The sequence below is a fragment of the Herbaspirillum autotrophicum genome (assembly GCF_001189915.1).
Lineage (GTDB): Bacteria > Pseudomonadota > Gammaproteobacteria > Burkholderiales > Burkholderiaceae_D > Herbaspirillum > Herbaspirillum autotrophicum.
The window spans coordinates 1-25,729 of record NZ_LFLS01000041.1 but is presented as its reverse complement, the minus strand read 5'-3'; the positions used below and the strand labels follow the sequence as shown (position 1 = coordinate 25,729).

The following is a 25,729-nucleotide window of genomic DNA, read 5'->3' as shown; positions in this document are numbered from 1 at the left end:
AGCGCAAACGCACATGCAGCGCGAGGCGGATGACGCGGGGCCGATGGTTGCCGGCGCTGGCGTGACTGCCCGGCGTCAGGCCACCACGCCGGCGTTACCCGCTCAGAACTTGTAGTTCAGCGTCGCCATTGCATTGCGCGGTGCGCCCCATGCGGTCGCATAATAGTAGCCGATCTGGCTGTAATACTGCTTGTCGAAGACATTGTTCAGATTCAGTTGCAATGAAAGTTTTGGGCTGAACTGGTAGCGCGCCATCAGATTGAACAACGCATAGGCTCCCTGCCCCACCCGCTCTTTTCCAAGCGGGCTGATGACATCCGTATAGTTGCCGCTTTCCCAGTTGGCGCCGCCCCCCACTGTCAGATCACGCCAACTGCCGGGCAAACGATAAGTCGAGAACACGCGGAACAAAGTACGTGGCTGATTCGAATTGACGGTTTTGCCAGAAGCTTCCTGTGCCGTGTAATGGGAGTAACCGGCAGAGACATTCCAGCCCGGCGCAACTTCACCTGAAACATCCATCTCGAAGCCGGTACTGGTGGCGCCGGCCGCGCCGTAATACGCCTGATCCAGCGTGATCGGCACCAGGAAAGCGCCATCGGCTTGTGCCAGGTTGTCTTGTTTGATTCTGAAGACCGCGAATGACGTATTGAGTTTGCCGTCATAGAAGCTGTTTTTCAGACCGATTTCAACACTCTTGCCGATGATGGGATCGAGATAATTGCCGGAACGGTCCTTGGCATCCTGCGGATTGAAAATACTGGTGTAGCTGGCATACACCGTCGCACTCTTGCTCAGGTCGTACGTCAAGCCGGCGTAGGGAATGAACTTCCGGTGGTCGCGCTCGGTCTCCGGAGTCTTTTCATTCCAGCTACTGTAGCGTCCGCCGAGAATCAGGTTGGCGCGGTCGGTCAGAGAAAAGCGACCGGCACCATATACCCCGAGTTGCGTGGTCTTTCCTTCATCCAGTGTCACCGGCGAGGCCCATTGCGGCTCTGGATAAGAGCCATTCCAGTTGGCATTGAACACCACCGGCGCCATGTTGACACCACCGCGCCAGTCGTAACGATACTTCTGCTCACTCCCCAGATAACCAACGGTCAGTTCATGCGTTCTGCCCAGTAGCGAAAACGGACCGCTCAATTGCAGACTTACGCTTTCCTGTTCACGATGGCCTTGATACATGGCACCTGTCTTTCCCATGCCCAATCCGGTTATCTTGTCCGGCGAGCCGTACAGAAACAGCAATTTGGTATCCAGCGATTGCCTGCTGTGCGTAAAACCGGCATTCACCTTCCACGCATTATCAAAACGATGTTCCAGCGTGGCAAAGACGCTCTCGGTCTGGGTTGCCCAATATGACCAGTTGGTGGCCGGCGTAGCGGAGCGGCTCCATGAGGCTCTGCTGCCATCGCTGTACCACAACGGCAGCCCGCCCCATGCCGTGCCTTTCGGCGCATTGTCCTGATAGTCGAAGCCGACGCTGAGTTTGGTCGATGGTGTCAGGTCGGCATCGACGACACCGTAAAACACCTTCTTCCTGACGTGATACAAATCAGCATACGAATCCTGATCCTGATACGCCGCCACGACCCGGCCGCGTATCCGGCCATCCTCGGTCAGCGGCGTAGTCAGATCGACCGACGTGCGATAGTTGTTCCAGGAACCGGCGGCCAGCGAGACTTCACCGGCAAACACTTTGCTGTCGGCGTGCTTGCGCACCAGATTGATGGACGCCGACGGCTCGCCGGCGCCGGTCAGCAAACCGGTAGCGCCGCGCACGATCTCGACCCGGTCATACAGCGCCGCATCGAGTTCGGATTCGCCGGCATACCAGTTGGCGGTGGCCGCAGTCGGGATGCCGTCATACTGAAAATTGCGGATCACGAAACCGCGCGAAAAATAGGTGCGCCGGTTGCCATCATTCTGGCTCGATGAAATGCCGGTGGTATTGGCCAGCACTTCATTCAGGTTTTCCAGATGCTGGTCTTCAATCCGCTGCTGCGTCACCACGGTGACCGACTGCGGTGTCTCGCGCAATGACAAGGCCAGTCCGGTCGCGGCCGAGGTCACGCGGGTGGTGTAGGAACCCGACCCTTCGGTAGTGGCGCTGCGATCACTGGCGGCACTCACGGTAACCGCCGGCAACGCCGTGCCATCCTGACGTCCGGCGGTGGCGGCTGCCGTGCGCACGACATAACCGGCGGCGGTTTTACTGACGCTGTAGCCACTGCCTTGCAGCAACCTCGCAAACCCTTGTTCGATGCCATAACTGCCGCTCAGACCGGGGGTGCGCAATCCTTGCAGCGCTGCGGCATCCATCGCAATCGCCACGCCTGACTGCAAGGCATAACGGTTCAAGCCTTCGACCAGCGGCCCGGCCGGAATGTTGTACTGCATCGTTTGCGTTGACGCTTGCGCCTGCGTGGCGGCGGTCGCGCCCAGCGTCAGCGCCGCCGCAAAGGCAAAGTGAATGGCCAGTGCCAGCGGCTTCATGCGCTGGCGTGAAGTAGTGATACGGCATGAAAACTGCAAGTCAGACATAGTGGATGATTCCCCGGTTCGTTGATCTCTTCCTCCCCTTGACGAGCGAAAAACGAAAAGTGGAACCCGGCACTGACTTTTTTCCGGAATATTTTCTTGCTGCATCCTGTACTGCATCTTTTGCGCTACTGTTTTACGGCTCGCATTATCGCGGGCACTGCCATCCTCTGGCGATGCCGGTAAACACCTTCCCCGGTCAGACTGATCGTGCAGACAGGAAACTGCGCGCCCGCCTGCGCATCTACCTGAGTTTCACTTCACAGATTATTTCCAAATATGGAACAACGTTTTTCTTTTTCGAGCATTTATTCACTTATTGGCAAGGATTAAAGTACGTCCATCGGCAAGCAGCAACAAACTCCCCTGCCGACAGGTGGTTCGAGGTGTGTTCATGCGCATCGGATCACCGCTCATTTTTGTCAATTACCGAAAGAAAAAAATGGCTATCAATCAATTGGCGGCCGCTCTTGTGTTGACCGTTCTCAGCGGTTCTGTATTAGCAGCGTCATCTTCCGCAACTACCGTTACTTCCAAAACCCGGGCCCAGGTCGTGGCTGAACTGATTCAGGCGCGCGCCAACGGCGAACTGAGCGTCGGCGACAGCAATTATCCGTACCAACCCACATTCGTCTCGACCAAGACCCGCGCTCAGGTGCTGGCTGAACTGGCGCAGGCCCGTGCACGCGGCGAAATGCCGGTCGGCGACAGCGATTACCCGTACCAGCCCAAATTCGTCTCGACCAAGACCCGCGCCCAGGTGCAGGCCGAGCTGGTCGAATACAACAAGAATCCTGACCCGCAAGGTTTGTATCAGGGGTATTGATGCCCGACCGGTGAGGCCGGCAACGACAGCATGAAGGAAATGGCGGAGACCCGCTTTGCAACATAAAAACCGATTGAGGCAAGCATGTATTCCCTGAGCGCAAACTACCTCGCCAGTCACGTCGATGAAGTGCTGGAACTGGCAACCGTCGACGAAGTCCTGATTGCGCAGGACTCCAGCGAAAACCTGATGATTCTGAAGGAATCCACGTGGCGTTCGCTGCAGGACATCGCGCATCTGTTCGCCACCTCGGTCAATGCCGAGCGGCTGCAGCAAAGCTTGCTGCAAGTGCGCGCCGACTATCTGACGGAAGCACACATCGAATGAAACTGCTGCTCACGCCCGGCGCTGCCGAAGATCTCGACTTCTGGCAGGCCACCGACCGTCCCTTTGCCGAAAAGATTTGCCGCATTCTGCGCAAGCTCAAACATGGCCAGCCGCTGCCCGGTCATCAGATTACCCAGCTGCCGCTGAATCTGCACGGACTCAATGCCGTGCGCGTTTCAGCCGAGCACAGGATTGTTTTCGAACGCCTGCGCGATGACATCATCGTGCATCAGTGCCGCTTTCACATCTGATCCCGCTGCCGTATCGCCCCTGCCATCCGACATCCGACCCGGCCTCTTCCATGAAGAGGCCGTTGGCATTTTTCACTGGCGAATACATCGTTGCGAAAAAGATACAAAAACACATTCCACAGATAAAATTAAAAATTAAACTTTGTTTAAATCACCTTTATTTGTTTAAATAAATACAGTCTTCTTGAAATTGAATTCACGAAGCATCGATTGTGAAGCGTTTTCGCAACATCGCATCGATCACATTTCGATATTAATTAAACAAATCATTGGAGTTCTGAAAATGAGAAAGTCTCTTCTGGCGCTGGCGGTCATCGGCTCATTCGCAAGTGTCGCCCATGCACAAAGCTCGGTCACCATCTACGGCATCATCGATGCCAGCGTCTCCTACAACAGCAAGGTCGCTACCGGCGTCGGCGCTGCCACCGGCAACCGTGCCGGCATCGACTCGGGCGCCATCAACGGTTCCCGTATCGGCTTCAAGGGCAGCGAAGATCTGGGCGGCGGTCTCAAGGCCCTGTTCAATCTGGAAAACGGCTTCAACGTCGATACCGCCACTGCCGCCCAAAACGGCCAGTTGTTCGGTCGCACCGCGACGCTGGGCCTGTCTGGCAACTTCGGTACAGTACTGCTGGGCCGTCAGAAAGACTTCCTCGACGATCTGGCTGCCAACACTTCGGTGGCCGACTTCGGCGGCTTGATCAGCAATGTCCACGCCAAGGATCTGGACCGCACCAACGGCGAACGCGTCAACAACTCGATTCGCTACAACACGCCTAACGTCAACGGTTTCTACGGCAGCCTGATCTATGGCTTCGGCGAACAAGCCGGGTCCACGTCCACCGGCCAGTCGTATGGTATCGGCGGCGCATATGCCAACGGCCCGTTCAATATCGGTCTGGCTTACTTCCAGGCGAAGAAGGCCAGTTCGGCCGCCGGTGCAGCCGCTGCCAGCGATGTCAATTCCAGCAACGCCACCACGTGCTCCAACGCTGTCGGCAGCGCCGGCGATACTTGCCTGAAGACCTGGACACTGGCTGCCGCCTACCAACTCGGCGCTGCCAAGTTGCACGGTTCGTGGTCGCAAGTGAAATTGCCGCTGGCACAGAGCGGCGCTTCGTCCTCGTTCTCGGCGGCATCGGCAGCCAGCTTCGTGGCTGACGCAGCGACCCAGCAATTCGCGGTCGGCGGCATCAACAATGACAAGACCAACATCATTGACGTCGGCGTGAACTATGCACTGTCGCCGGCACTGTCGCTGATCGGCAGCGTGCAATTGGCGCGCGTGAACTTCGTCAATGCCGACAATGGCAAGATGACCCAGGTCAACCTGGGCGCCAAGTACGCCTTGTCCAAGCGCACGACGCTGTACGGTGTCTATCGCAACCTGCGCGCTTCGGATATGTACAGCCCGGGCGTCAACAGCACCAGCACTCCTGGCGCCGACAACAGCCAGAATGCCCTCAACATCGGCATGATCCACACGTTCTGATCACCGGCAACGGTATGCAGTAACCAAAAAAGCGCCGCGCATTTTCATGCACGGCGCTTTTTTCTTGCCCGCAAATTTCCGGGCGATTATTTCGTTCAGCGCAATTTCGACGACGTCAGCAAGGTCAGCAGGCCGCCTGCCAGCAGACATGCCGCGAGCAGATAGACGCCGCTGTCGAGCGTGCCGGTAATGCCCTTGATCCAGGCGATCAGCGACGGCCCGACAAAACCGGACAGATTACCGAAGGAATTGATCAGCGCAATGCCCGCCGCCGCTGCCGCCCCGCCCAGATAAGCGGTCGGGATGCTCCAGAAAATCGGCAACACGCTCATGATGCCCATGGTGGCAATCGACATGCCGAGCATGGCAATCGGTACATTGCTGCTGAATTTCACGCTGATGACAAACCCGATGGCGCCGACCACCGAGGTGATCGCGATATGCCAGCGCCGTTCGCCGCGACGATCGGCACTGCGCGCCAGCAAGATCATGCCGATCACGCCCGCCGCCCATGGCACCGCGCTCAACAAGCCGATATTGAGTGCATCGGTGACGCCGGTAGCCTTGATGATGGTCGGCAGCCAGAAGCTGATGCCATACAGCGAGAACACGAACAGGAAATAGATCGCGCTGAGCAACCAGGTACGACCGCTGGCAAATGCCTTGCCGGCGGCGGAATGGGTTTTGGTGGCTTCTTCTTTTTGCAGCAAAGCGATGACTTCGCGCTTTTCGGCGTCGGTCAGCCATTTGGCATCCTCGACTTTATCGTCCAGGTAACGCAACAGGAAGAAACCGGCAATCACGGAAGGAATGCCTTCGATCAAAAACATCCATTGCCATCCGGCCAGCCCCGCCATGCCGTTGGTGTCGCGCAAAATCCAGCCGGACAAGGGGCCGCCGATCACACCGGCCAATGCAATCGCGGTCAGGAACAGCGAGGTAGCGCGACCGCGACGATCCGCCGGATACCAGCGGGTGAGGTAATAAATGATGCCGGGGAAAAAGCCGGCTTCGGCCAGTCCCAGCAAAAAGCGCAAGACATAGAAGGAAGTTGGCCCTTCAACAAACATCATGGCGGCCGACAAGATGCCCCAGGAAATCATGATGCGGGCAATCCAGCGACGGGCGCCGATCTTGTGCATCAGGATGTTGCTCGGCACCTCGAAGAAAAAATAACCGAGGAAAAAAACGCCGGCGCCCAAACCGTAGACGGCATCGCTGAATTGCAAATCACTGAGCATTTGCAATTTGGCGAAGCCGATATTGACGCGGTCCAGATACGACAGGATGTAGCAAAACAGCAGGAAGGGAATCAGGCGCAGCGTGATTTTCTTGTAGATGCGGTCGATGTTGCTCGCATCCTGAAAACGCACGCCCTCTGCAGTGGTATCAGTCATTTGTTGCCTCCGATTTGGGTGAGCCGGTTTTTATAGTGGGAATTATTTCAGTGCAAATATCTTGCCGGGATTGAGCAGATTCTGTGGATCCAGCGCCTGCTTGATGGCGCGCATCACGTCCAGCGCATCTTCCCCCTGTTCGGTGCGCAGGAATTCCATCTTGTGCAGGCCGATGCCGTGCTCGCCGGTACAGGTGCCCTCCATCGCCAGCGCGCGTTCGACGATGCGGGCATTGATGCGCTCGGCCTCGGCGCGCTCTTCCGGCTTATCCGGATCGACCAGGATGATGACGTGGAAATTGCCGTCGCCGACATGACCAACGATGGGACATGGCAACGCCGAGGCCTGCAAATCGACATCGGTCGCGGTCACGCATTCGGCCAGCCGTGAAATCGGTACGCACACATCGGTGACCACCGCCACGCAACCGGGCTTGAGTTGCAACACCGCGAAGTAGGCATTATGACGGGCATTCCACAATTTCTTGCGATCTTCCGGTTGCGTCGCCCATGCAAACTGCTGGCCGCCGTTGTCGCCGGCGATCTGCTGCACCGTTTCGGCTTGCTCCTTGACCCCGCTGTCGCTGCCGTGGAATTCGAAGAACAAGGTCGGCATCTCGGCCAGTTCGAGTTGGTCGTGACGATTGATGGCGCGGATCGACAAGGCATCCACGAATTCGACGCGCGCCACCGGCACGCCCATCTGTATCGTTTCAATGACGGTGCGCACCGCATCGGCCATGGTCGGAAATGCGCACACAGCCGCCGACAGCGCTTCCGGCTGCGGATACACGCGCAGCGTGATTTCAGTGATGATACCCAGCGTGCCTTCACTGCCGATGTAGACGCGGGTCAGATCGTAACCGGCCGAGGACTTGCGGGCGCGGGTGCCGGTATGGATGATCTTGCCGGCCGGGGTGACCACGGTCAGCGCCAGCACATTCTCGCGCATGGTCTGATAGCGCACGGCATTGGTCCCTGAAGCGCGGGTCGCGCACATGCCGCCGATGGACGCATCGGCACCGGGATCGATGGGAAAGAACAGACCGGTATGCTTGATCTCTTCATTCAATTGCTTGCGCAGCACACCAGCCTGCACCGTGACGGTCAAATCCTCGGGATTGACCGCGACTACCGCATTCATGCCGCTGAGATCAAGACTGATGCCGCCGTGCGGTGCCAGAAAGTGGCCTTCGATCGAGGTGCCGGCACCAAACGGAATCACCGGCACCCGGTGTTCGCTGCACAGGCGCATGACGGCCGCCGCCTCTTCGGTACTGTGAATGAATGCCACCGCATCGGGCGCGATGATGCCGAACGGCGACTCATCCTTGCCGTGATGCTCGCGCACCGGCAATGACAACGTGAAGCGGCTATCGAGCAAGGCGGTCATCGCGGCGCAAAACGGCGCGGGCAAGACGCGTGCGGAAGCGAGCGCAGGCATGGTGGTCATGGTGTATCTCCGTTATGGGGCACTGCCGAACTCTGGGGTTCTGTGGCTGAGGCTGAATGGCTGCAAAGCTTACTGCGGAAACAATCGCCGGTGGTAATATCGATTGCATATCCCGCGTTCTCGTTTGCAGATGGCTGCCATCGCCTGCCTGACGCCGCAATTGCCATATTGGCAACACCCATCACAGGCCGGAAATGATGCCGGCCGCGGAGACTTTCAGTTGGAAATCAGGCAAATCAAATACTTCCTCGCCGTGGTCGACAGCGGCAGCGTGTCGCGTGCCGCCGGACGATTGTTCGTGGCGCAATCGGCGCTGAGCAAGCAAATCTCGGATCTGGAAACCGACCTTGACGTGCAATTGCTGCATCGCAGCCGCAGCGGCGTGTTCCCCACCGAAAGCGGCAAAGTGTTTTATGAATACGGCAAAGCCATCCTGAAGCAGATGAGCGATGCGCGCGAAGCGGTGCATTTTCCGACCGATGCCATCTTCGGCAATGTCGTCGTCGGCTTGCCGCAAAGTACCTCGGGCGCGCTGGCGCTGCCGCTGATCAATGCGGCGCAGGCGCGCTTGCCCAACATTTCACTGCATATCAATGAAGAGCTGACCGGCAATCTGTTGGAACAACTATGGCAGGGCCGCGTCGACCTGGCGGTATTTACCTCGAACGTCCAGTTGCAGGGTTTTTCCTTCAGACCGATTGCACAAGAAGATTTTTACCTGATCAGCCAGGCCGGAAAGAATCCGGGCGGCGCCGGCGATATGTCACTGACAGACGCGCTGGCAGGTCCGCTCATGCTGTCGGGCCTGCAACACAGCCACTGCATTCGCAGCATCATCGAAGAAGCCGTGATGCGGGAAGGATTGCACATGCCCGCACTGCGTGCCGAAATCAATTCGGTACACATTCTCAAAAGTGCAGTCGAAGCCGGCAGCGGCAACACCATCATGCCGCTGGCGCTGGTGCAACAGGAAGTATTGCAGGGCCGGCTGCGGGCGCGCCGCATCAGCCCGGCACAGGTATCGCGCACGCTCGGCATCTGCATGTCGAACAACATCCCCGCCACCAACGCCAAGCGCGCCGTGGCCGATCTGATCGCGCAATTGGTCAACTCCATGTGCGAAGACGGATCGTGGCCGTCATTGCGCATCGACGATTTGCTCGCGACCGGCACCTGATTCACGCCACGCTCCGGCCATCGTCTGTTACCGTCGGTGGCCGGCATGTGTCATCCTTCGGCGCCGGCCAGCAAACTCAAATGACGGTATATCTCGCGCGCCTTCTCAAGCTGCTCCAGCGCTACCGACTCATCAATGGTATGCGCATCTTCTTCGCAACCGGGGCCGATGCCGATGGTGGGAATGGCTTGTCGTCCGGCGGATTCGGAGCCATTGGTGCAGAAGCCCCAGTAACCGATGTGCGGCTCGACGCCGGCAGCGACCACGGCACGCATGGTATTGGTCAGCAGCGGCGCATCATCCGGCAATTTCCAGCCGGGCAAGAATCTGGCCGGATGGCCGGTCTCGCCGGTGAATGTGTGCACGGCATCATTGGTCACCTTGAGCTGGAAGTCACGGATCCCCTCCTGATTCAGACAAGCACTGATGGCCGCCAGAATATCGTGCTCGCTTTCGCCGCTTAATGTGCGCCGGTCAAATCGTATCGTGGCTGACAGCGGGATCATGGAAATCGAAGGATACGGCGCAGACACGATATCGGTCGGCACCAGCAGTGCCTGGCCGACCACATCGTCGCTCGGCAATTCGATTTTTTCCAGTGCCAGCAAAGCGCGTGCGGCCGCTGCCAACGGATTGACACCGTATTCCGGCGATGCGGCATGAGCCGGTTTGCCATGCAAGGTCAGCAGTATTTCCATGCGCCCTTTTTGCGCCACCTTGATCTTGAGTCTGGATGGTTCGCAAATGACCACCGCTTGCGGTTTGCAGTGTTGAAGTACGGTCGACAAGGCGTAGCCTTCGATGACTTCTTCCAGTACGCTGGCCGATACCGCAATGCGCTTTTTCAGCCGGCCGGTTCTGGCTGCGGCAGCAACCCCGCAAATAGCGGCGGCAATGCCGCCCTTCATGTCGGTACTGCCGCGTCCATACAAACGGCCATCGACGATGGCGCCGCCAAACGGATCAAACTTCCAGTCGCCGATGACTGGTACCACATCCATATGCCCGTCGAACAACAGCGCAATATCGGCATCCGCCGGACCGATCAAACCCAGGACCGAGCCGTTGATATCGGTCTTGATATCCGTAAAACCCGACTCTTGCATGTACCCGGCCACCAACTTGGCCATTGCACTCTCATTGCCGGAAAAACTTGGCGTGCGCACCATTTCCTGCGTCAGCGCCACCACATCACTTAACTGATCATTCATTCTGTTTCCTCATCATGAAACATCCAGGCCACTGACAATGACCTGGACATGTCGTTTATTTATTCACCATGTCTTTCGGCACCAGATACACCAGAACCGCGCCAATGACAGTAAAGCTGGCAAGAAAGTACATGCCCCAATCGGTAGAACCGGTGGCATCCTTGATCCAACCGATGATGTAAGGACTCATGAAGGCTGCCAGGCCGGCAAAGGCATTGATGGCGGCGATCCCGGCGGCGGCACTGCGCCCATCGAGGAATGCGGTTGGCAGACTCCAGAACAGCGGCGAGCACACCATGCAACCGGCGGCGGCAATCGACAGCATGGTGATCGCCAGTGCCGGGTTATGGCCGAATATCGTGCTCAGCACCAGGCCGGTGCCGCCGACCAGGAATGGAATGATCAGATGCCAGCGCCGTTCACGCACGGCGTCGGAATGACGGCACACCAGAATCATGGAAATGACCGCCGCCGCATTCGGAATCGCCGTCAGCAATCCGACATCCAGCAACGACACCACGCCGGTCGACTTGATCACGGTAGGCAACCAGAATGCCAGCCCGGACAGGCTCGATACCGTGCAGTAGCAAATCAGCGCCATATGTACCACGCGGCGATCCTTGAACAGCGAAATGATCGATACGTGTTCCACCTTGCTTTGCTTGTCCGCTTCGATGTTGGAGATCAGGCGCGTCTTTTGTTCCCGGTTCAGCCATTTGGCATCGCTGATGCGATCATCCAGGCACCAGATCACCGCGATGCCAAGCATGATCGATGGAATCGCTTCGATCAGAAACATCCATTGCCAGCCGGCCAGGCCATGGGTGGTATGGAACGACTCCATGATCCAGCCCGACAGCGGGCCGCCGAGAATACCGGCAATCGGCACCGCGGTCATGAACACGGCGATGATTTGCCCGCGCCGGTTCGCCGGAAACCAATAAGTCAGATACAAAATGATGCCGGGATAAAAGCCGGCTTCGGCAGCGCCCAGCAAAAATCGCAGGATATAAAACTGGGTCGCGTTTTGCGTGAGCGCCATCGACGCTGAAATCAGCCCCCACAGGATCATGATCCGGGCCAAGGTTTTTTTGGCGCCGATACGGTGCATCAATACATTGCTCGGCACCTCGAACAGGAAATAGCCAAGAAAGAAAATACCGGCGCCAAAGCCGTACACGGTCTGGCTGAATTTGAGATCATCGAGCATCTGGAACTTGGCGAAACCGACATTGACCCGGTCCAGAAACGCCGCCACGTAACAAAGCATCAGGAATGGCATCAACCGCCATGCCACTTTTCGGTACAAGCCATCATCATTGGTCGCCGCCAGGCTGCCGGCAGCGAACGTATCAGTTACTGTTTTATGCATGTCATCCTCCATTCGCTTTGTTTGGGCAAAGCGCTACCCCTGCGGACAATAAATGTTCCGCAACGTTATAAAAATGTGGGTTATCGCAGCGCAGTCAGTAATCAGCAGCTACCGACCACGCCGTGTTCAGTTCAGTCAGGCCGGTTCAACCGCGCCGCGCTGTTCAGTGATCAGGCCATAGGCTTCGGGACGCCGGTGGCGCTCAAAATTGAAGGTCGTGGTTTTATATGAGCGACACAGATCCAGATCGCAGCGGGCGATGGCCAGTTCATCGCCTTTGGTGGAACAGGCGGCGACGATTTCACCCGACGGCGCAATGATGCTGGTGCCGCCAATCATTTCACAACCCTCTTCCAGACCGGCCTTGGCAACGCCGACTACCCAGGTGCCGTTCTGATAAGCCCCGGCCTGCATCACGAGAGCATTGTGGAACATGGACAAATCATCATGCTCGGGGGCCGGCGGATTGTGTACCGGCGTGTTGTAACCAAGCAGAATCATTTCCACGCCTTTGAGTCCCATGACGCGGTAGGTCTCCGACCAGCGACGGTCATTGCACAAGGCCATTCCCATCACGCCGCCAAAGCCGCGCCAGACATCGAACGACGGGCCCGGTTCGAAGTAATGTTTCTCCAGATGCTGAAAGGCACGCCACGGCTCATTCTCGGCATGTCCCGGCAAATGCACCTTGCGATACTTGCCGATGATCTTGCCATCCTGACCGACCAGAATCGATGAATTGAAACGACGCCGTACACCATTTTCAACCGCCAATTCGGCATAGCCGAGGTAGAAGCCGATCCCGAGTTTTTCGGCGGCGTCAAACAATGCCTGCGTTTGCGGGCCTGGCATCTGGCTTTCATAGAACGCATCGACCTCGACCGGATCTTCCATATACCAGCGCGGGAAAAACGTGGTCAGCGCCAGCTCCGGAAAAACCACCAACTGGCAGCCCATGGCATGGGCCTGCTGCAAATGTTGCAGCAGGCGCGCAATCACGTCCTTGCGTGAATCGGCGCGCTGTATCGGCCCCAGCTGCGCGGCAGCAACATTGATAAAACGTGGCATAACACTCTCCTTCGTGAATACTTGATGAATATTTGTTTGGACTTGACCGGTTCAGCTTTGCGCCAGCTCCAGCATCAGTTCCAGCAAAATGTCGGCGCCGGCCTGAATATCGCTGTCGGCGGTAAATTCGGCAACGTTGTGGGACAGGCCGCCGACGCTGGGGACGAAAATCATCCCGGCCGGACACATCCGCGCCAGCATCTGGGCATCGTGTCCGGCGCCGCTCGGCATGCGGCGCACGCTATGGCCGCGCTGACGCGCAATGGCTTCGACCCGGTCCACCAGATGCGGGGCAAATTCAACCGGTGCAAAATCGGCCAGTGAACGGGTCGTCAGACTCACCCCCTCCTCTGTCGCAACCACCGCCGCGAATTCGGACACCGACTGCACCGCTTGCACCAGCACCACGCCGTCCGTATTGCGCAAATCGACAGTAAACACGGCCCGGTTCGGAATCACGTTGATCAGATTGGGGGTCAGCTGCAGGTGCCCGACCGTGGCCAGTTGACCGCCGCCCAGCCGGGCTGACAAGTCGCGCACGAAACAGGCAATGCGGGCCGCCACGATACCGGCGTCATGCCGCAACCGCATCGGCGTGGTACCGGCATGATTGGATATGCCCTCGACCGTGTATTCGGTCCAGTGAATCCCCTGCACTCCGGTGACCGCGCCGATGGTGATGTGCTCATGCTCCAGCACCGGCCCCTGCTCCACATGCAGTTCGACAAAGGCGTGTACCCGGTTGTTGCCGACCGGCGCCGCGCCGGCATAGCCGATGCGATCCAGATTCTCGCGTACCGAAGTACCGTCGATGCCCACCGTATCAAGCGCCTGCTGCAATGGCATATCGCCCTGAAATACCAGACTGCCCATCATGTCCGGTTGAAACCGCGCGCCCTCTTCGTTGGTAAAGAAAGCGACTGCCAGCGGCCGTTGCGTGACGATGCCGGCGTCGTTGAGCGCGGCCATGACTTCCAGTCCGGCCAGCACACCGAGATTGCCGTCATAGCGGCCACCGGTACGCACCGTGTCGATATGCGACCCGGTCATTACCGGTGCGCCATCTTCTCGCCCGCGCCGCAAGCCGACGACATTGCCGATGGCATCCACACTGACTTCCAGCTGCAATTCCTGCATCCAGCGACACACCAGGTCACGCCCTTCGCGGTCACTGTCAGTCAGTGCCAGGCGGCATACACCACCGCCTTCAATGGCGCCCACTGCCGCCAGATCGCTGATGCGTTTGAGCAAGCGTTCCCGATTGACAACCGGGACTTGCGCTACGGTTGCCGAGCTCATCCCGCTGCCTTCACGTCAGCAGCGGAGCGGCCGACAATACGCTGGTACAAATCCGGATCGGTCGCACCTTCGCTGCCGAATACCAAAATCCGGCTGCCGGCATCCAAGCCCAGCTGACGGGCGATATCGGCATCCGCCAGCGCGCCAAGACAACCGGCCAGACCGGCAACGGCAGATTCGCCGGCAACCACCGGCGCGTCGCCATAAGGACTGGCGGCCAGCAAACGCACCGTTTCCAGCGCCGACTCATCATCAATCGTGAGGAATGCATGGCTGCCGGTATGCAGGATTTCCCATGCCAGCAGCGATACTTCACCACAGGCCAGACCCGCCATCACGGTATCGAGCTCGCCATGCACCGCGACCGGATGTCCGGCCTTGGCGCTCTCATAGAGACAGGCCGCCTTGTCAGGTTCGACCACGATGAAACGCGGACGCTCCAGCCCCAGTTGTTCCCAGAAATGTGCACACACTGCTGCGGCCAGTCCACCGACACCGCCTTGCAAGAAAACGTGAGTCGGCAATTGCGCCGGGCCGAGTTGCTGCAATGCCTCATCGGCCATGACGGCGTAGCCTTGCATGACATCCTTGGGCACATCCATGTAACCTTCATAGGAGGTATCCGAGACGACAAAGCGTGCTTCACGGGCGGCGTCTTCTGCGGCCTGACGCACGGAATCGTCGTAATTGCCGGCGGTGCGGATGACTTCAGCACCATAGGCCGCAATCGCTTCCTTGCGTCCATTGCTCACGGTAGCGTGAATATAAATGATGCAGTTGCAGCCAAAGCGCTGCGCGCCCCAAGCCACGGAACGGCCGTGATTGCCATCGGTGGCGCAGGTAACCGTAATGGATTTGGTAATTTCGCCGTAGCGTCCGGACAGCAAGTCGTCGACTGTCACATTGCTGATCTGCAGCCGGCTGGAAATTTCACGAATCAGCAAACGGCTCACGGCGTAGGCGCCGCCCAGTGCCTTGAAACTGCTCAGTCCGAAACGTTCTGATTCATCCTTATAGCGAATGGCGGCAACCCCGGCGGCCCGCGCCAGACCGGACAAGTCGCACAAAGGCGTGGCGGCGTAACCGGGCCAGCGGGTAATTTCATCGCGGGCAGTGACAAACGCCGCGCCGCCCAGAATTTCCTGTTGCTGCGGGCTGTAGCGTGCTGCGGGCTGCACCGCAGGATTCTGAAAACACTGTAGTTGCAGTTGTGGAATGATGGTAGCCAAAGAAGTCTCCTGTGATGAATTCAGCGATGCAAATCGCCATAATGGTCGTGTAAGGTTTCAATTGCCTTGAGCCGTTTGCGGGCGCGTTCGCCCATGGTCACGGCAAGGCTGGAACAGAGATGATTGATCAGGCTCATGGCGGCGACGTAAGAGTCGAATACGGCAGAACCATGATTCACGCAGCGCAGAACGAGGTCGGCACGGGCCGGCAATTCGATGGCGCTGGGATCGGTAAGAATGATGACTTTGGCGCCGACCTGGCTGGCATGCTCGATCATCGGCCTGAGCAAGGTCACGCGCCGCCGGAAGTCCATCACCAGCAACACATCATCGGCACCCAGATCGGCCAGATCTTCGGCCAGGTTCAACCCGGCGCCGGGCACCAGCAATACTTCGCTGCGCACCTGAGTCAGCAAGGCCCAGGCATACTGCGCCAGCACCCGGCCGTTGCGAAAACCGCCGACGAATACCCGGCGCGCCTTGGCCAGCGCGGCGATGGTTTGCCTGACGGTATCCGGATCGAGTGCCTTGAGGGTATTGGCCAGATTTTGCAAATCGTTGGCCAAATGCTTTTCCAGCGAATCAGCCGGTGCCGCCACCGGTTGCACTCCCGCCAGTTCATACAGAGGGGAGCCGCGGTCAGCCGCATCGCGTACCTGACTGCGTACATCATTGAAATTTTCATACCCAAGCGTGCGGAAGAAGCGCGCGGCAGTGGCTTTGGAAACCCCGGCCATCTGCGCAATTTCAGTCGCCGAGTAAGACGCCAGCTGGTCCGAACAGGACAGCATGACATCGGCAAGGCGGCGTTCGCTCTCGGTAAACTGGCTTTGAAATTGCAATATCCGGTCTTGCAAACTTGTATTCATGGTTATACCTTGATGATTCATCAGTTTCACAAATATATATTAATGAAACATAATCGTCAAAGAAAATGAAAAAAAAATTTCAGCTGTTGGTTTTCAGCTGAAATCGAGAAGCGTTGCCCGTCAACACCACGACGCAATAAAAAGCGGGAAGCAGCTTGCGCCCTTCCCGCTGCTCTTGCTACTGATTACTTGCGCACCGGATTACTTTGCCGCTGCGCGTATCGTCTTCATCTTGAGCGGCGAATCCGTCATCACCACATCCACGCCCAACTTCTGCGCGGCGCCATAAGCCGCCGGTGAATCAACGCCGAACACCACTACCTTGACATCAGGATTAGTCTTGAAGCATTTCATCGCTTCCGGTGTCCACCAGTGCGCCACTACCTCCGACACACCTTCGCCCAGCGTGAATTTCTCGACCACCCGCACCTTGCGTTCCAGCTCGATGCCGGACCAGGTGCCGGCAGCCGGCGGCGCATCGCAGGCACCGCCGTTCAGGGCAATGCGCGCCAGACGATCCCGCGTGGCATCGCGCGATTCGAACACGCGCGCCTTGGGTTGCTTCGCCATCAGCGCAATCACGTCGGCTTCAGTCGAATAGAAACGCACGCGCTGCCAGGCGTTTTCTTCGTCGATGACGTTGGCCACTGCGGTCACCAATGCTTCTGCCGGCACCTGCTTCATGTCGATCAGGATCTGGGTCGATGCCGGCACTGCACGCAAGGCATCGCGCAACGTCGGCACCTGCACCGGCTGCTGACGATACGGATAGCTTTTGTTGCCGGCCCCGTCCGCGACACTGTATGCATAACCCGCATTCAATGCCGTCAGTTGCGCCGCCGTCAACGTATTGACCAGGCCCTTGCCATCGGTCAGCGCCGAGACATCGGCCGGACGATACAACACCGGCACGCCGTCACTGGACACTTGCACCGTCATCCACAGGATATCGGCGCCGTGTTTCAGTGAATTCTGCAGTGTCGGAATGGTATTTTCCGGACCGTCACCGGTGCCGCCGCGATGGGCTGCAATCAGCGGATCGGCGAACGCCGCCAGCGAGACGCTCAAGAACGCCGCGCCGATGACACTGTTCATCAAATTACGCATATCGGTTTCCTTTGATCAAATCAAAACTTGTGACGGATACCGGCCGTCAGGACGTTTTGCGTATTGCTGCTGCCCGGTGCGACATACAAACCCGGATTGAACATGTCCGACGAACGGATGTTCGCGTAGAACAGATAGACGTCGGTACGCTTGGACAAGAAGTAATCCACACCGAGCGACAACTGACTTGCCTTACCGTCATTGGCGCCGACGAACTTGGAACGGGTGGTCACGAAGTTGGCCAGCAATTGCGTGGTCGGGGTAATGCTGTAGTTGACGCCGAGGTCGACGATATTGACCTTGCTGTTGTTGACGCCGCCGAAGGTGAACGCCGCACCGCTGCCTGCCGTGAAGCCAGTCATTGCGGTGCCGGCAGCCACTGCCAGCGGTTGTTTGACCTGCGAGAACGAACCGTACATGCGCAAGTCGCCCAGCTTGTAGGAGCCGCCAAGCAGGAAAGTTTTCAGGGAAGTGCTGGCGATGCCGCCAGTAATCGCACCCGGCGCTACGCCGGAATCGCTGGAACCGGTGAAGGTGTTGTTGGCAGTCAGCTTGTTCTGGAAGTACGCGGCGCCGACCGACAATGGCCCGTTGTTATAGCTGCCGCCGATACCGAACGATTGGCCGGCGCCGGTCGAACCGGCCTGTTCGCCGAAACCGTACAAGGCGCTCAGCGTGACGCCGCCCATCACCGGCGAGTTGTAGCGGATCGAGTTGTTGACGCGCGAACCTTGCGAGCGATCCAGATTCAGGGCATGGATGTTGTTGACCAGGCTGCCGAAATCAAGTGCGCCGTTGTAGGCCGACAAGTCATCGATGTAATCCTTTTGGCGCCCCAGATAAACGGTGCCCTTGCTGCCAGACAAACCGACGATGGCAGTGCGGCCGAACAACAGGCCGCCTTGGGCAGCCTGACCGGTGTCGGCGTTGAAACCGTTTTCGATGGTAAACAGCGCCGTCAGTCCGCCGCCCAGATCTTCGACACCCTTGAAGCCGATGCGCGAACCCTGCGCCACGGCGGTGTCCATGCTCAGGCGCGAACCGGTGCCGGTCGGATTGGCGGCGTTGGCGTTGGCGACTTTGTCAGTGTAGGTCAGGCTGGGATTGATGATGCCGTAGATGGTGACACCCGACGAGGTAGTTGCGGTTTGCGCATGCGCACCTGCGGCGACGGATAAGCCAGCGGCAGAAAGCGAAATGGCGAGAACGATTTTTTTCATGAATGATTTTCAGAAAAGTTGGAAACAGTTGGCGATGAAGCGAACGAAAAAGAATTCATTCGGCTGGCGGTGAAACGCTGCGAACTATGCCCGCGATATATGACATCGCCATGACGTTATGTGGATATGAACATCACAAATTGTTCATATGAACGTCACGCGCCGGTAACAATCGCCCGATACCATTCATCACGATTTCAAATGAACGAATGAATGGATAAATGAACATGTCGGCGAATCCTGCGGCCAAGCCCGTATCGTTGCGGCACAACGAAATCATTACCCTGTTCCGGCAACACGGCTTCATCACGATGGAAGCGCTGGCGGAGCATTTCGCCGTCACCACGCAGACCATCCGGCGCGACATCAATGCGTTGTGCGACGCCGACATCCTGCGCCGCCGGCATGGCGGCGCCGAGCTGATCCTGTCGGCGCGCAACCAGCCTTACGACATGCGGCGCATCAACAATCTGGAACAGAAAGCCGAGATCGGCGCCGCCGTCGCCAAACTGATTCCCGATTCATGCAGCGTGCTGATCGGTATCGGCACCACGCCCGAACAAGTAGCGCTGGCACTGGCCAAGCATGATCACCTGACGGTGATCACCAACAATCTGCGGGCAGCGCTGGCGTTGTCGACCAACCAGAACAACCAGGTCATCGTGCCGGGCGGTACCCTGCGGTTTCCCAACCCGGAAATTCTCGGCAACGACGCCGACAAACTGTTTCGCAACTTCCGCGCCGACTTCGGCATTTACGGCGTCGGCGGCGTCGACACCGACGGCACCCTGCTCGATTTCGACCGCATGGAATCGAGTTCGCGTCAGGCCCTGCGCGAAAGCTGCCGCACCCAGATTCTGGTCACCGACAATTCCAAATTCGGCCGGCAAGCGCCGGTGCGCGGCGGTCATCTGTCCGACCCCGACATCCTGGTCACCGACAGTCCGCTGAATCCGGCACTGGCCGCCATGCTGGCCGGCAATACCCGCGTCGTCGTGACCTCGCTGCAACGCAAGGCCGCACAAGACGACGCCCCGACTTCACTTCCGGCGAGTGCATCGAACCACTCCGCCATCGCAGGAAAATCATCATGAATAACGACATCGCCATTCGCCTCTCCGGCATCAGCAAATCCTGGGGCCAGCATCAGGTCATCAAAGCACTCGATCTGGAATTTGAGCGCGGCCAACTGGTCGCGCTGCTGGGACCGTCCGGCTGCGGCAAATCAACCTTGCTGCGGCTGTTGGCAGGATTGGAAATCCCGGACAGCGGCCGGGTCGAGATCGACGGCAAGGATGTCACTTCGGCGGCGCCCTCGGCGCGTGGCTTGTCGATGGTGTTCCAGTCATATGCGCTGTTTCCGCATCTGAACATCGCCGAAAACATTTGCTTCGGCATGCAGGTGCGCGGTGTGCACGCAGCCGAACGCCGCCAGCGTTTGCAAGATGCGCTGGAACTGACCAATCTGCAGGGACTGGAACAACGCAAACCGGCCCAGCTCTCGGGCGGCCAGCGTCAGCGCGTGGCGCTGGCGCGCGCGATTGTGGCCGGTCACTCGATCTGTCTGATGGATGAACCGCTGTCCAACCTCGACGCCAAACTGCGCCATTCGGTACGGCATGAAATCCGTGGCTTGCAGCAGCGGCTCGGCATGACGGTGGTGTACGTCACGCATGACCAGACCGAAGCCATGGGCATGGCCGACAAGATCGTTTTGATGAATGGCGGCAGCATCGTCCAGAGCGGTGCGCCGGCAGAGTTGTATGAAACGCCGGCCACGGCATTTGCTGCCAGCTTCATCGGCAGCCCGCCCATGATGCTGATGGCGGCGGAAAAGTTGCCGCCGGCGATGTGCGCCGGCGTGCCAGCCGGCGCCGGGAAATATCTGCTCGGGGTGCGGCCGGAACATTTTCATATCGTCGCCCCGTCCACCACCGAATTGTTCGGCAGCGTTACCGGCGTCGAATTCCAGGGCGCCGAATCGTACATCTATCTCGACTTGCCGGGCGGCGACGCCATCATTGTGCGCAGTCCGGAAAAGAGCAGCCTCAAACTCGGCGACCGCGTCGGCCTCAACTGGAGCGCCGCCGATGCGCACATCTTTGCCGCCCATGACGGACAGCGTTTACCCGCCACCACGCTGACGCCAAGACCGGCTGATCCGGAGCGCCGGCAAGCACTGCCGGCCACCGCCTGAATGTTTCATCCCTTTCTGTGCAACATGAACCTCCCTTTCAAAGGAACCGCAATGCTGAGCAAACTGATCCGCAAAACTACTGTCGCCGCACTGGTGGCCTGTGCCCTGACTGCCGCCTCGGCCGCCAGCGCCGCCACCGATCTGACCATGTACTATCCGATTGCCGTCGGCGGTCCGCTGACCGATGTCATTGACGGCATGATCAATGACTTCCAGAAAGCCAATCCTGACATCAAGGTCAAGGCCGTCTATTCCGGCAACTATGACGAAACCCGCGTGCGCGCCCTGTCCGCCATCAAGGGTGGTCAGCCGGCGCAATTGTCGGTGCTCGGCGCGCTCGACACTTACGACCTGATCGACCAAAACCTGATCGAACCTTTCGACAAGGTCGCCACCAGTCCGGAAGACAAGGCCTGGCTGCAAAGCTTCTATCCCGGCCTGATGGCCAACGGCACCATCGGCGGCCACGTCTGGGGGATTCCATTCCAGCGTTCGACCATCGTGATGTTCTATAACAAGGACATGTTCCGCGCTGCCGGCCTCAATCCGGATGCGCCGCCGAAGACCTGGAAAGAAATGCTGGCCGCCGCCACCAAGCTGACCGCCAAGGACAAGTTTGGTCTGATGGTGCCCTCCACCGGTTATCCATACTGGATGTTCCAGGCGTTCGCGATTCAAAACGGTGTGTCGCTGATGAACAAGGAAGGCACCCAGGTTTACTTCAATACGCCCGCCGCCGTCGAAGCGCTGGAATTCTGGCGTGCGCTGGCCGCCACGCATAAAGTCAGCCCGGCCGGTGCAATTGAATGGGGCACGCTGCGCCAGGCCTTCGTGCAAGGCCAGACCGCCATGATGTGGCACACCACCGGCAATCTGACCGCGGTCAAGAAAGAAGCCAAATTCGACTTTGGCGTTGCCATGCTGCCGGCCAACAAGCAACCGGGTTCACCGGTCGGCGGCGGCAATATCTATCTGTTCAAGGGTTCAACCCCTGAGCAACAGACTGCTTCGGTCAAATTCGTACGCTGGATGACAGCGCCGGAACGTGCTGCGCAATGGTCGATCGCCACCGGTTATGTCGGCACCAGCCCGGCTTCGTACAACACCCCGGCCCTGCGCGATTACGCCAAGAGCTTCCCGCAAGCACTGGTGGCGCGTGATCAATTGGCCGTCGCAATTCCGGAATTCTCGACCGAGCAAACCGCGCGCGTGCGGGAAGCGCTGTCGAATGCGATTCAGGCCGCACTGACCGGCACCAAGACGCCAAAGCAGGCACTCGATGAAGCACAAGCGACTGCCGAACGTTTGTTGAAGCCTTACCGTTAATCGGCGCCCGCGCTACCTGAAGCAGAAGTAATGAGCATGGCGATGCCGGTTGCGGTCATACCGGCATCGCGCTCAAGCTCAACCACTGGATAAGATCCTGATGAATCCACCAATTTCCGCCGCACCGCTGCACGTCAATACCGCCGAACGCCGCCTGCACAATCTGTTCGGCTGGGGCTTGCTGTCACCAGCGCTGATTCTGCTGACGCTGTTCGCTTTCTTTCCGATGCTGGCAACACTGTGGGCCAGCTTTTTCTCGCGCGGCACCGCACGCCGTCCGAGCGCTTTCAATGGCATCGCCAACTACCGTGAGTTGCTGGCCGACCCGGCATTCTGGCACATCGTCGGCAACAATCTGTTGTATGCCGGCGTGACCGTTCCGGTCTCGATTGTACTGGCGCTGGCCATGGCGCTGTGGGCCAACGCCCGTATCGGCGGCCGCGGTCTGGTGCGCACGGCCTTTTTCACGCCCACCATGTTGCCGATGATTGCGGCGGCCAATCTGTGGCTGTTTTTCTATACCCCGGGCCTCGGCCTGCTGGATCACTTTACCGCCCTGTTCGGCATCGGCCCCACCAACTGGCTCGGCCAACCGGGTACAGCGCTGTGGTCGGTAATGGCAGTGACGATCTGGAAAGAAGCCGGCTTTTTCATGATTTTCTATCTGGCCGCCTTGCAAGCGATTCCGCCCGATCTGCGCGAAGCGGCCCGGATCGAAGGCGCTGGCCGCTGGACCTACACGCGCCGCGTGGTGCTGCCGTTGCTGATGCCGACGACCCTGTTCGTGACGATCAACGCCTTGATCAATTCGGTACGCCTGATCGACCATTTGTTCATCCTGACCAAGGGTGGTCCCGACAATGCCTCCAAGCTGATCCTGTACTGGATCTGGGAAATGGCCTTCGCCTATCTCGATCAATCCAGCGCGGCCGTGATGACAGTAATGGTGCTGGTTGCACTGGGCCTGATCGCCGCCTTGCAATTCCTGTTCTTTGACCGTCGCATCCACTACCGATGAATACCACTACCCTTCGCATTCCCCGTGATGCTGCACCCGCCGCCGACATACCGACGGCGCCGGCGATGTCCGCCGACCGTCTCTGGAGCATCGTCGATACCTTCGGCGCCTGGTTGCTGGCGCTGCTGTGGATCGCGCCGCTGCTGTTCGCCTTGTGGGCCGCGTTTCACACCGCCAATGCCGCCCTCAGCCTGGACTGGCGGGCGCCGCTGATCCTCGAGAATTTCCGCCAGGCCTGGCAAGCGGCGCCCTGGCTGCGCTACTTCTTCAATACCTTTGTGCTGGTCAGCCTGATCCTGGTCGGCCAGTTCACGCTGTGCACGCTGGCCGGATTCGCATTCGCCCGCTTTCAGTTCACCGGCAAGAAAATCCTGTTCGTACTGGTACTGCTGCAATTGTTCGTGCTGCCGGAAATCCTGATCGTCGAGAACTATGCGATGGTGACCCGGCTCGGCATGTTCGATACGCCGCTCGGCATGGCAGTGCCTTACATGGCCAGCGCCTTCGGCATTTTCTTGCTGCGCCAGACCTTCATGCAAATCCCGCGCGAGCTGGAAGAAGCGGCGCGCATCGAAGGTTGCGGCTGGTTCGGCGTACTGTGGCGAGTTTACGTGCCGGCCGCCACGCCGGTCTATCTGGCCTATGCACTGGTATCGGTGGCGACCCACTGGAACAATTTCCTGTGGCCGCTGATCGTCACCAACTCCCCGGCGACGCGCCCGCTGACGGTCGGTCTGTCGCTGTTCGGCGCGCCGGAAAGCGGCGTCAACATCGCTATCATCAGCGCCGCGACGCTGGTGGCGATTGCGCCGCTGATGATCGGTTTCCTCGTATTCCAGCGCCAGTTCATTCAAGCCTTCTTGCGTGCCGGCATCCGATGAGGCCAAGAAAAACGAAACTGACGTCGTTGTTGCCTCCTTGCCGTACAACCGTACTGTCTGCGCTCGGCACGCCTGGTCATTGCCGCTCGCTCTGCCTCAGTCCCAGCCTCTGCCGCATTATTTTTTAATAGAAAAATACATTCTGATGAAAGTCATACAAATCACCGACATCCACCTGGTACCGGACGGCAATCTGTTGTTCGGCGAAGACTCGGTCAGCCGTTTTCGCACCTGCATCGCCCATGTCAATCAACACCATGCCGATGCCGACCTGTGCGTGATCACCGGCGATCTGACCCACGACGGCGATGAAGCCTCCTATCGCATTCTTGCCGCCTGCCTGCAAGAACTGAAGTTGCCGGTGCGCCTGCTCTTGGGCAATCACGACGAACGCCCGGTATTTCGCAGCGTGTTCCCGCACATGCCGGTCGATACCCATGGTTTTATCCAAAGCGTGGTCGACACCGACAGCGCCCGTCTGATCTTCCTCGATACCAAAGAAGCCGGCACCCATGAAGGTCGTCTGTGCGCAGACCGTCTGGCCTGGCTCGACCGCATGCTGGCAGAAGCGGGACCACGTCAGGTCTATCTGTTCTCGCACCACCCGCCGTTCGAACTCGATCTGCCGTCGATGGACTGGATTCGCCTGCGCGAAGAAGCCGACCTGCGCTTGCTGGTCAGAAAACACGGCAATGTGCGCTACATGTTTTCCGGTCACGTACATCGCCCCTCGGGCGGCACCTGGTATGGCACGCCATTCGCCACCGTGCCCGGCACCAACCATCAGCATGCGCTCGATTTCGCCCTCACCGGTCCGGCCACCACTTCCATGGAGCCGCCAGCCTATGCCGTGCTGAGCTTGCGGGAAGCCGGCGTGGTGGTGCATTACCACGCCTTCATGGACCAGTCGCAGCAATTCCCGTATTACGGCTGAGGCCAGACAAGATGACCGAGGCAGCAGGCCGCCGGTCATCCTGTTGTCAACCGCGCATCTCGTTCACAGCCACGGCAGCGAATAGGTCTTGGTATTGCAGAAGCTCTTCATCGCTTCCAATACCCCTTCCTTGTAACCGAGGCCGGAATCCTTGATGCCGCCGAATGGTGTCAGTTCCAGACGATAGCCTGGCACTTCGCGCACATTGACGCTGCCGACTTCGAGTTCACGTACAAAGCGCGTGATGTAATCCATGCGATTGGTACATACCGACGACGACAGACCGTAAGGCGTGGAATTGGAAATGCGGATGGCGTGGGCGATGTCGGTACAGCGGATTACCGGCGATACCGGGCCAAAGGTTTCCTGCGCCACCAACAGACAATCGGCCGGCACATGATCGAGCACGGTCGGTGAATACAAGGCACCGTCCCGAATATTGCCATACAACAGCCGCGCACCACGGCTTTCGGCATCTTTCACCTTGGCTTCGAATTCGATGGCCGCGCGCTGATCGATCACGGTGCCCATGTCA

The 25,729-nt window shown here is 58.7% G+C and carries 24 protein-coding genes; 12 read left to right on the top strand and 12 right to left on the bottom strand.

Features of this window, described 5'->3' with window-relative positions; translation table 11 throughout:
• Positions 1-102 precede the first annotated feature (102 nt).
• Positions 103-2,544, bottom strand: coding sequence for a ferric-rhodotorulic acid/ferric-coprogen receptor FhuE (fhuE, locus tag AKL27_RS23705; RefSeq protein WP_232311086.1), 2,442 nt, complete (start codon positions 2,542-2,544; stop codon positions 103-105).
• Between the two features lie 59 nt (positions 2,545-2,603).
• Between fhuE and AKL27_RS28215 the strand changes: the two genes are divergently transcribed.
• The 5 genes from AKL27_RS28215 (at position 2,604) to AKL27_RS23685 (ending at position 5,437) form a co-directional block, all read left to right on the top strand.
• Entirely contained in the window at positions 2,604-3,020 is a 417-nt protein-coding gene (locus AKL27_RS28215) for a hypothetical protein (protein WP_198156071.1), read from the top strand.
• Entirely contained in the window at positions 2,936-3,367 is a 432-nt protein-coding gene (locus tag AKL27_RS23700; protein ID WP_050465346.1) for a DUF4148 domain-containing protein, read from the top strand. The genes AKL27_RS28215 and AKL27_RS23700 overlap by 85 nt, the downstream gene beginning before the upstream one ends.
• Before the next feature lie 84 nt (positions 3,368-3,451).
• Positions 3,452-3,694, top strand: coding sequence for a hypothetical protein (locus AKL27_RS23695; RefSeq protein WP_050465345.1), 243 nt, complete (start codon positions 3,452-3,454; stop codon positions 3,692-3,694).
• Positions 3,691-3,945, top strand: coding sequence for a type II toxin-antitoxin system YoeB family toxin (locus AKL27_RS23690; protein ID WP_050465344.1), 255 nt, complete (start codon positions 3,691-3,693; stop codon positions 3,943-3,945). The genes AKL27_RS23695 and AKL27_RS23690 overlap by 4 nt, the downstream gene beginning before the upstream one ends.
• 283 nt (positions 3,946-4,228) lie before the next feature.
• Positions 4,229-5,437: a porin gene (locus AKL27_RS23685; RefSeq protein WP_050465343.1), complete on the top strand. Its 1,209-nt coding sequence runs from the start codon at positions 4,229-4,231 to the stop codon at positions 5,435-5,437.
• Positions 5,438-5,532: 95 nt separating this feature from the next.
• Here the strand turns inward: AKL27_RS23685 and AKL27_RS23680 are convergent, their stop codons facing one another.
• Positions 5,533-6,834 (bottom strand): MFS transporter, encoded by a 1,302-nt coding sequence (locus AKL27_RS23680; protein WP_050465342.1) that lies wholly within the window; start codon positions 6,832-6,834, stop codon positions 5,533-5,535.
• A 42-nt stretch (positions 6,835-6,876) separates the two neighbouring features.
• Positions 6,877-8,286, bottom strand: a complete 1,410-nt coding sequence (locus AKL27_RS23675; RefSeq protein ID WP_083439255.1) for an FAD-linked oxidase C-terminal domain-containing protein — start codon at positions 8,284-8,286, stop codon at positions 6,877-6,879.
• Positions 8,287-8,506: 220 nt separating this feature from the next.
• Between AKL27_RS23675 and AKL27_RS23670 the strand changes: the two genes are divergently transcribed.
• Positions 8,507-9,463, top strand: a complete 957-nt coding sequence (locus AKL27_RS23670; RefSeq protein WP_050465365.1) for a LysR substrate-binding domain-containing protein — start codon at positions 8,507-8,509, stop codon at positions 9,461-9,463.
• A 50-nt stretch (positions 9,464-9,513) separates the two neighbouring features.
• On the opposite strand, the gene AKL27_RS23665 is transcribed toward AKL27_RS23670, so the two are convergent.
• The 8 genes from AKL27_RS23665 to AKL27_RS23630 form a co-directional block, all read right to left on the bottom strand.
• On the bottom strand, positions 9,514-10,674 hold the full coding sequence (locus AKL27_RS23665; RefSeq protein ID WP_050465341.1) for a YgeY family selenium metabolism-linked hydrolase: 1,161 nt from the start codon (positions 10,672-10,674) through the stop codon (positions 9,514-9,516).
• A 55-nt stretch (positions 10,675-10,729) separates the two neighbouring features.
• Positions 10,730-12,046, bottom strand: coding sequence for an MFS transporter (locus AKL27_RS23660; protein WP_050465340.1), 1,317 nt, complete (start codon positions 12,044-12,046; stop codon positions 10,730-10,732).
• Between the two features lie 135 nt (positions 12,047-12,181).
• On the bottom strand, positions 12,182-13,114 hold the full coding sequence (locus AKL27_RS23655; RefSeq protein WP_050465339.1) for an N-carbamoyl-D-amino-acid hydrolase: 933 nt from the start codon (positions 13,112-13,114) through the stop codon (positions 12,182-12,184).
• Positions 13,115-13,165: 51 nt separating this feature from the next.
• Positions 13,166-14,413, bottom strand: a complete 1,248-nt coding sequence (locus AKL27_RS23650) for a Zn-dependent hydrolase (RefSeq protein WP_050465338.1) — start codon at positions 14,411-14,413, stop codon at positions 13,166-13,168.
• Positions 14,410-15,642 (bottom strand): diaminopropionate ammonia-lyase, encoded by a 1,233-nt coding sequence (locus tag AKL27_RS23645; RefSeq protein WP_050465337.1) that lies wholly within the window; start codon positions 15,640-15,642, stop codon positions 14,410-14,412. Before AKL27_RS23645 ends, AKL27_RS23650 begins: the two co-directional genes overlap by 4 nt.
• A gap of 20 nt (positions 15,643-15,662) precedes the next feature.
• Entirely contained in the window at positions 15,663-16,511 is an 849-nt protein-coding gene (locus AKL27_RS23640; RefSeq protein ID WP_083439254.1) for a MurR/RpiR family transcriptional regulator, read from the bottom strand.
• A gap of 201 nt (positions 16,512-16,712) precedes the next feature.
• Positions 16,713-17,618, bottom strand: coding sequence for a glycerophosphodiester phosphodiesterase family protein (locus tag AKL27_RS23635; RefSeq protein WP_050465336.1), 906 nt, complete (start codon positions 17,616-17,618; stop codon positions 16,713-16,715).
• Between the two features lie 20 nt (positions 17,619-17,638).
• Entirely contained in the window at positions 17,639-18,838 is a 1,200-nt protein-coding gene (locus AKL27_RS23630; RefSeq protein ID WP_050465335.1) for a porin, read from the bottom strand.
• A 227-nt stretch (positions 18,839-19,065) separates the two neighbouring features.
• Here AKL27_RS23630 and AKL27_RS23625 point away from each other — a divergent pair, with 227 nt between their 5' ends.
• The 6 genes from AKL27_RS23625 to AKL27_RS23600 all read left to right on the top strand — a co-directional run bounded on the left by AKL27_RS23625 (position 19,066) and on the right by AKL27_RS23600 (position 25,194).
• Positions 19,066-19,932 (top strand): DeoR/GlpR family DNA-binding transcription regulator, encoded by an 867-nt coding sequence (locus AKL27_RS23625; protein ID WP_050465334.1) that lies wholly within the window; start codon positions 19,066-19,068, stop codon positions 19,930-19,932.
• Entirely contained in the window at positions 19,929-21,035 is a 1,107-nt protein-coding gene (locus AKL27_RS23620; RefSeq protein ID WP_050465333.1) for an ABC transporter ATP-binding protein, read from the top strand. The genes AKL27_RS23625 and AKL27_RS23620 overlap by 4 nt, the downstream gene beginning before the upstream one ends.
• A gap of 51 nt (positions 21,036-21,086) precedes the next feature.
• Positions 21,087-22,361, top strand: a complete 1,275-nt coding sequence (locus tag AKL27_RS23615) for an ABC transporter substrate-binding protein (protein WP_050465332.1) — start codon at positions 21,087-21,089, stop codon at positions 22,359-22,361.
• Between the two features lie 100 nt (positions 22,362-22,461).
• Positions 22,462-23,379: a carbohydrate ABC transporter permease gene (locus tag AKL27_RS23610; protein ID WP_050465331.1), complete on the top strand. Its 918-nt coding sequence runs from the start codon at positions 22,462-22,464 to the stop codon at positions 23,377-23,379.
• A 65-nt stretch (positions 23,380-23,444) separates the two neighbouring features.
• Positions 23,445-24,260, top strand: a complete 816-nt coding sequence (locus AKL27_RS23605) for a carbohydrate ABC transporter permease (protein WP_050465364.1) — start codon at positions 23,445-23,447, stop codon at positions 24,258-24,260.
• 145 nt (positions 24,261-24,405) lie between these two features.
• Positions 24,406-25,194: a phosphodiesterase gene (locus AKL27_RS23600; protein WP_050465330.1), complete on the top strand. Its 789-nt coding sequence runs from the start codon at positions 24,406-24,408 to the stop codon at positions 25,192-25,194.
• Positions 25,195-25,257: 63 nt separating this feature from the next.
• Here AKL27_RS23600 and AKL27_RS23595 read toward each other — a convergent pair.
• Positions 25,258-25,729 (bottom strand): aldehyde dehydrogenase family protein (locus AKL27_RS23595; RefSeq protein ID WP_157057069.1); only part of this gene is annotated, 472 nt, incomplete at its 5' end.

Excerpts from the sequence above, each read along its gene's own strand:
- AKL27_RS23665 (WP_050465341.1), bottom strand. The coding sequence starts at position 10,674 with ATGAATGATCAGTTAAGTGATGTGGTGGCGCTGACGCAGGAAATGGTG.
- AKL27_RS23680 (WP_050465342.1), bottom strand. The coding sequence starts at position 6,834 with ATGACTGATACCACTGCAGAGGGCGTGCGTTTTCAGGATGCGAGCAAC.
- AKL27_RS23655 (WP_050465339.1), bottom strand. The coding sequence starts at position 13,114 with ATGCCACGTTTTATCAATGTTGCTGCCGCGCAGCTGGGGCCGATACAG.
- AKL27_RS23600 (WP_050465330.1), top strand. The coding sequence starts at position 24,406 with ATGAAAGTCATACAAATCACCGACATCCACCTGGTACCGGACGGCAAT.
- AKL27_RS23635 (WP_050465336.1), bottom strand. The coding sequence starts at position 17,618 with ATGCGTAATTTGATGAACAGTGTCATCGGCGCGGCGTTCTTGAGCGTC.
- AKL27_RS23640 (WP_083439254.1), bottom strand. The coding sequence starts at position 16,511 with ATGAATACAAGTTTGCAAGACCGGATATTGCAATTTCAAAGCCAGTTT.
- AKL27_RS23690 (WP_050465344.1), top strand. The coding sequence starts at position 3,691 with ATGAAACTGCTGCTCACGCCCGGCGCTGCCGAAGATCTCGACTTCTGG.
- AKL27_RS23630 (WP_050465335.1), bottom strand. The coding sequence starts at position 18,838 with ATGAAAAAAATCGTTCTCGCCATTTCGCTTTCTGCCGCTGGCTTATCC.
- fhuE (WP_232311086.1), bottom strand. The coding sequence starts at position 2,544 with ATGTCTGACTTGCAGTTTTCATGCCGTATCACTACTTCACGCCAGCGC.
- AKL27_RS23610 (WP_050465331.1), top strand. The coding sequence starts at position 22,462 with ATGAATCCACCAATTTCCGCCGCACCGCTGCACGTCAATACCGCCGAA.
- AKL27_RS23700 (WP_050465346.1), top strand. The coding sequence starts at position 2,936 with ATGCGCATCGGATCACCGCTCATTTTTGTCAATTACCGAAAGAAAAAA.
- AKL27_RS23625 (WP_050465334.1), top strand. The coding sequence starts at position 19,066 with ATGTCGGCGAATCCTGCGGCCAAGCCCGTATCGTTGCGGCACAACGAA.
- AKL27_RS23615 (WP_050465332.1), top strand. The coding sequence starts at position 21,087 with ATGCTGAGCAAACTGATCCGCAAAACTACTGTCGCCGCACTGGTGGCC.
- AKL27_RS23605 (WP_050465364.1), top strand. The coding sequence starts at position 23,445 with ATGTCCGCCGACCGTCTCTGGAGCATCGTCGATACCTTCGGCGCCTGG.
- AKL27_RS23650 (WP_050465338.1), bottom strand. The coding sequence starts at position 14,413 with ATGAGCTCGGCAACCGTAGCGCAAGTCCCGGTTGTCAATCGGGAACGC.
- AKL27_RS23675 (WP_083439255.1), bottom strand. The coding sequence starts at position 8,286 with ATGACCACCATGCCTGCGCTCGCTTCCGCACGCGTCTTGCCCGCGCCG.
- AKL27_RS23685 (WP_050465343.1), top strand. The coding sequence starts at position 4,229 with ATGAGAAAGTCTCTTCTGGCGCTGGCGGTCATCGGCTCATTCGCAAGT.
- AKL27_RS23660 (WP_050465340.1), bottom strand. The coding sequence starts at position 12,046 with ATGCATAAAACAGTAACTGATACGTTCGCTGCCGGCAGCCTGGCGGCG.
- AKL27_RS23620 (WP_050465333.1), top strand. The coding sequence starts at position 19,929 with ATGAATAACGACATCGCCATTCGCCTCTCCGGCATCAGCAAATCCTGG.
- AKL27_RS23695 (WP_050465345.1), top strand. The coding sequence starts at position 3,452 with ATGTATTCCCTGAGCGCAAACTACCTCGCCAGTCACGTCGATGAAGTG.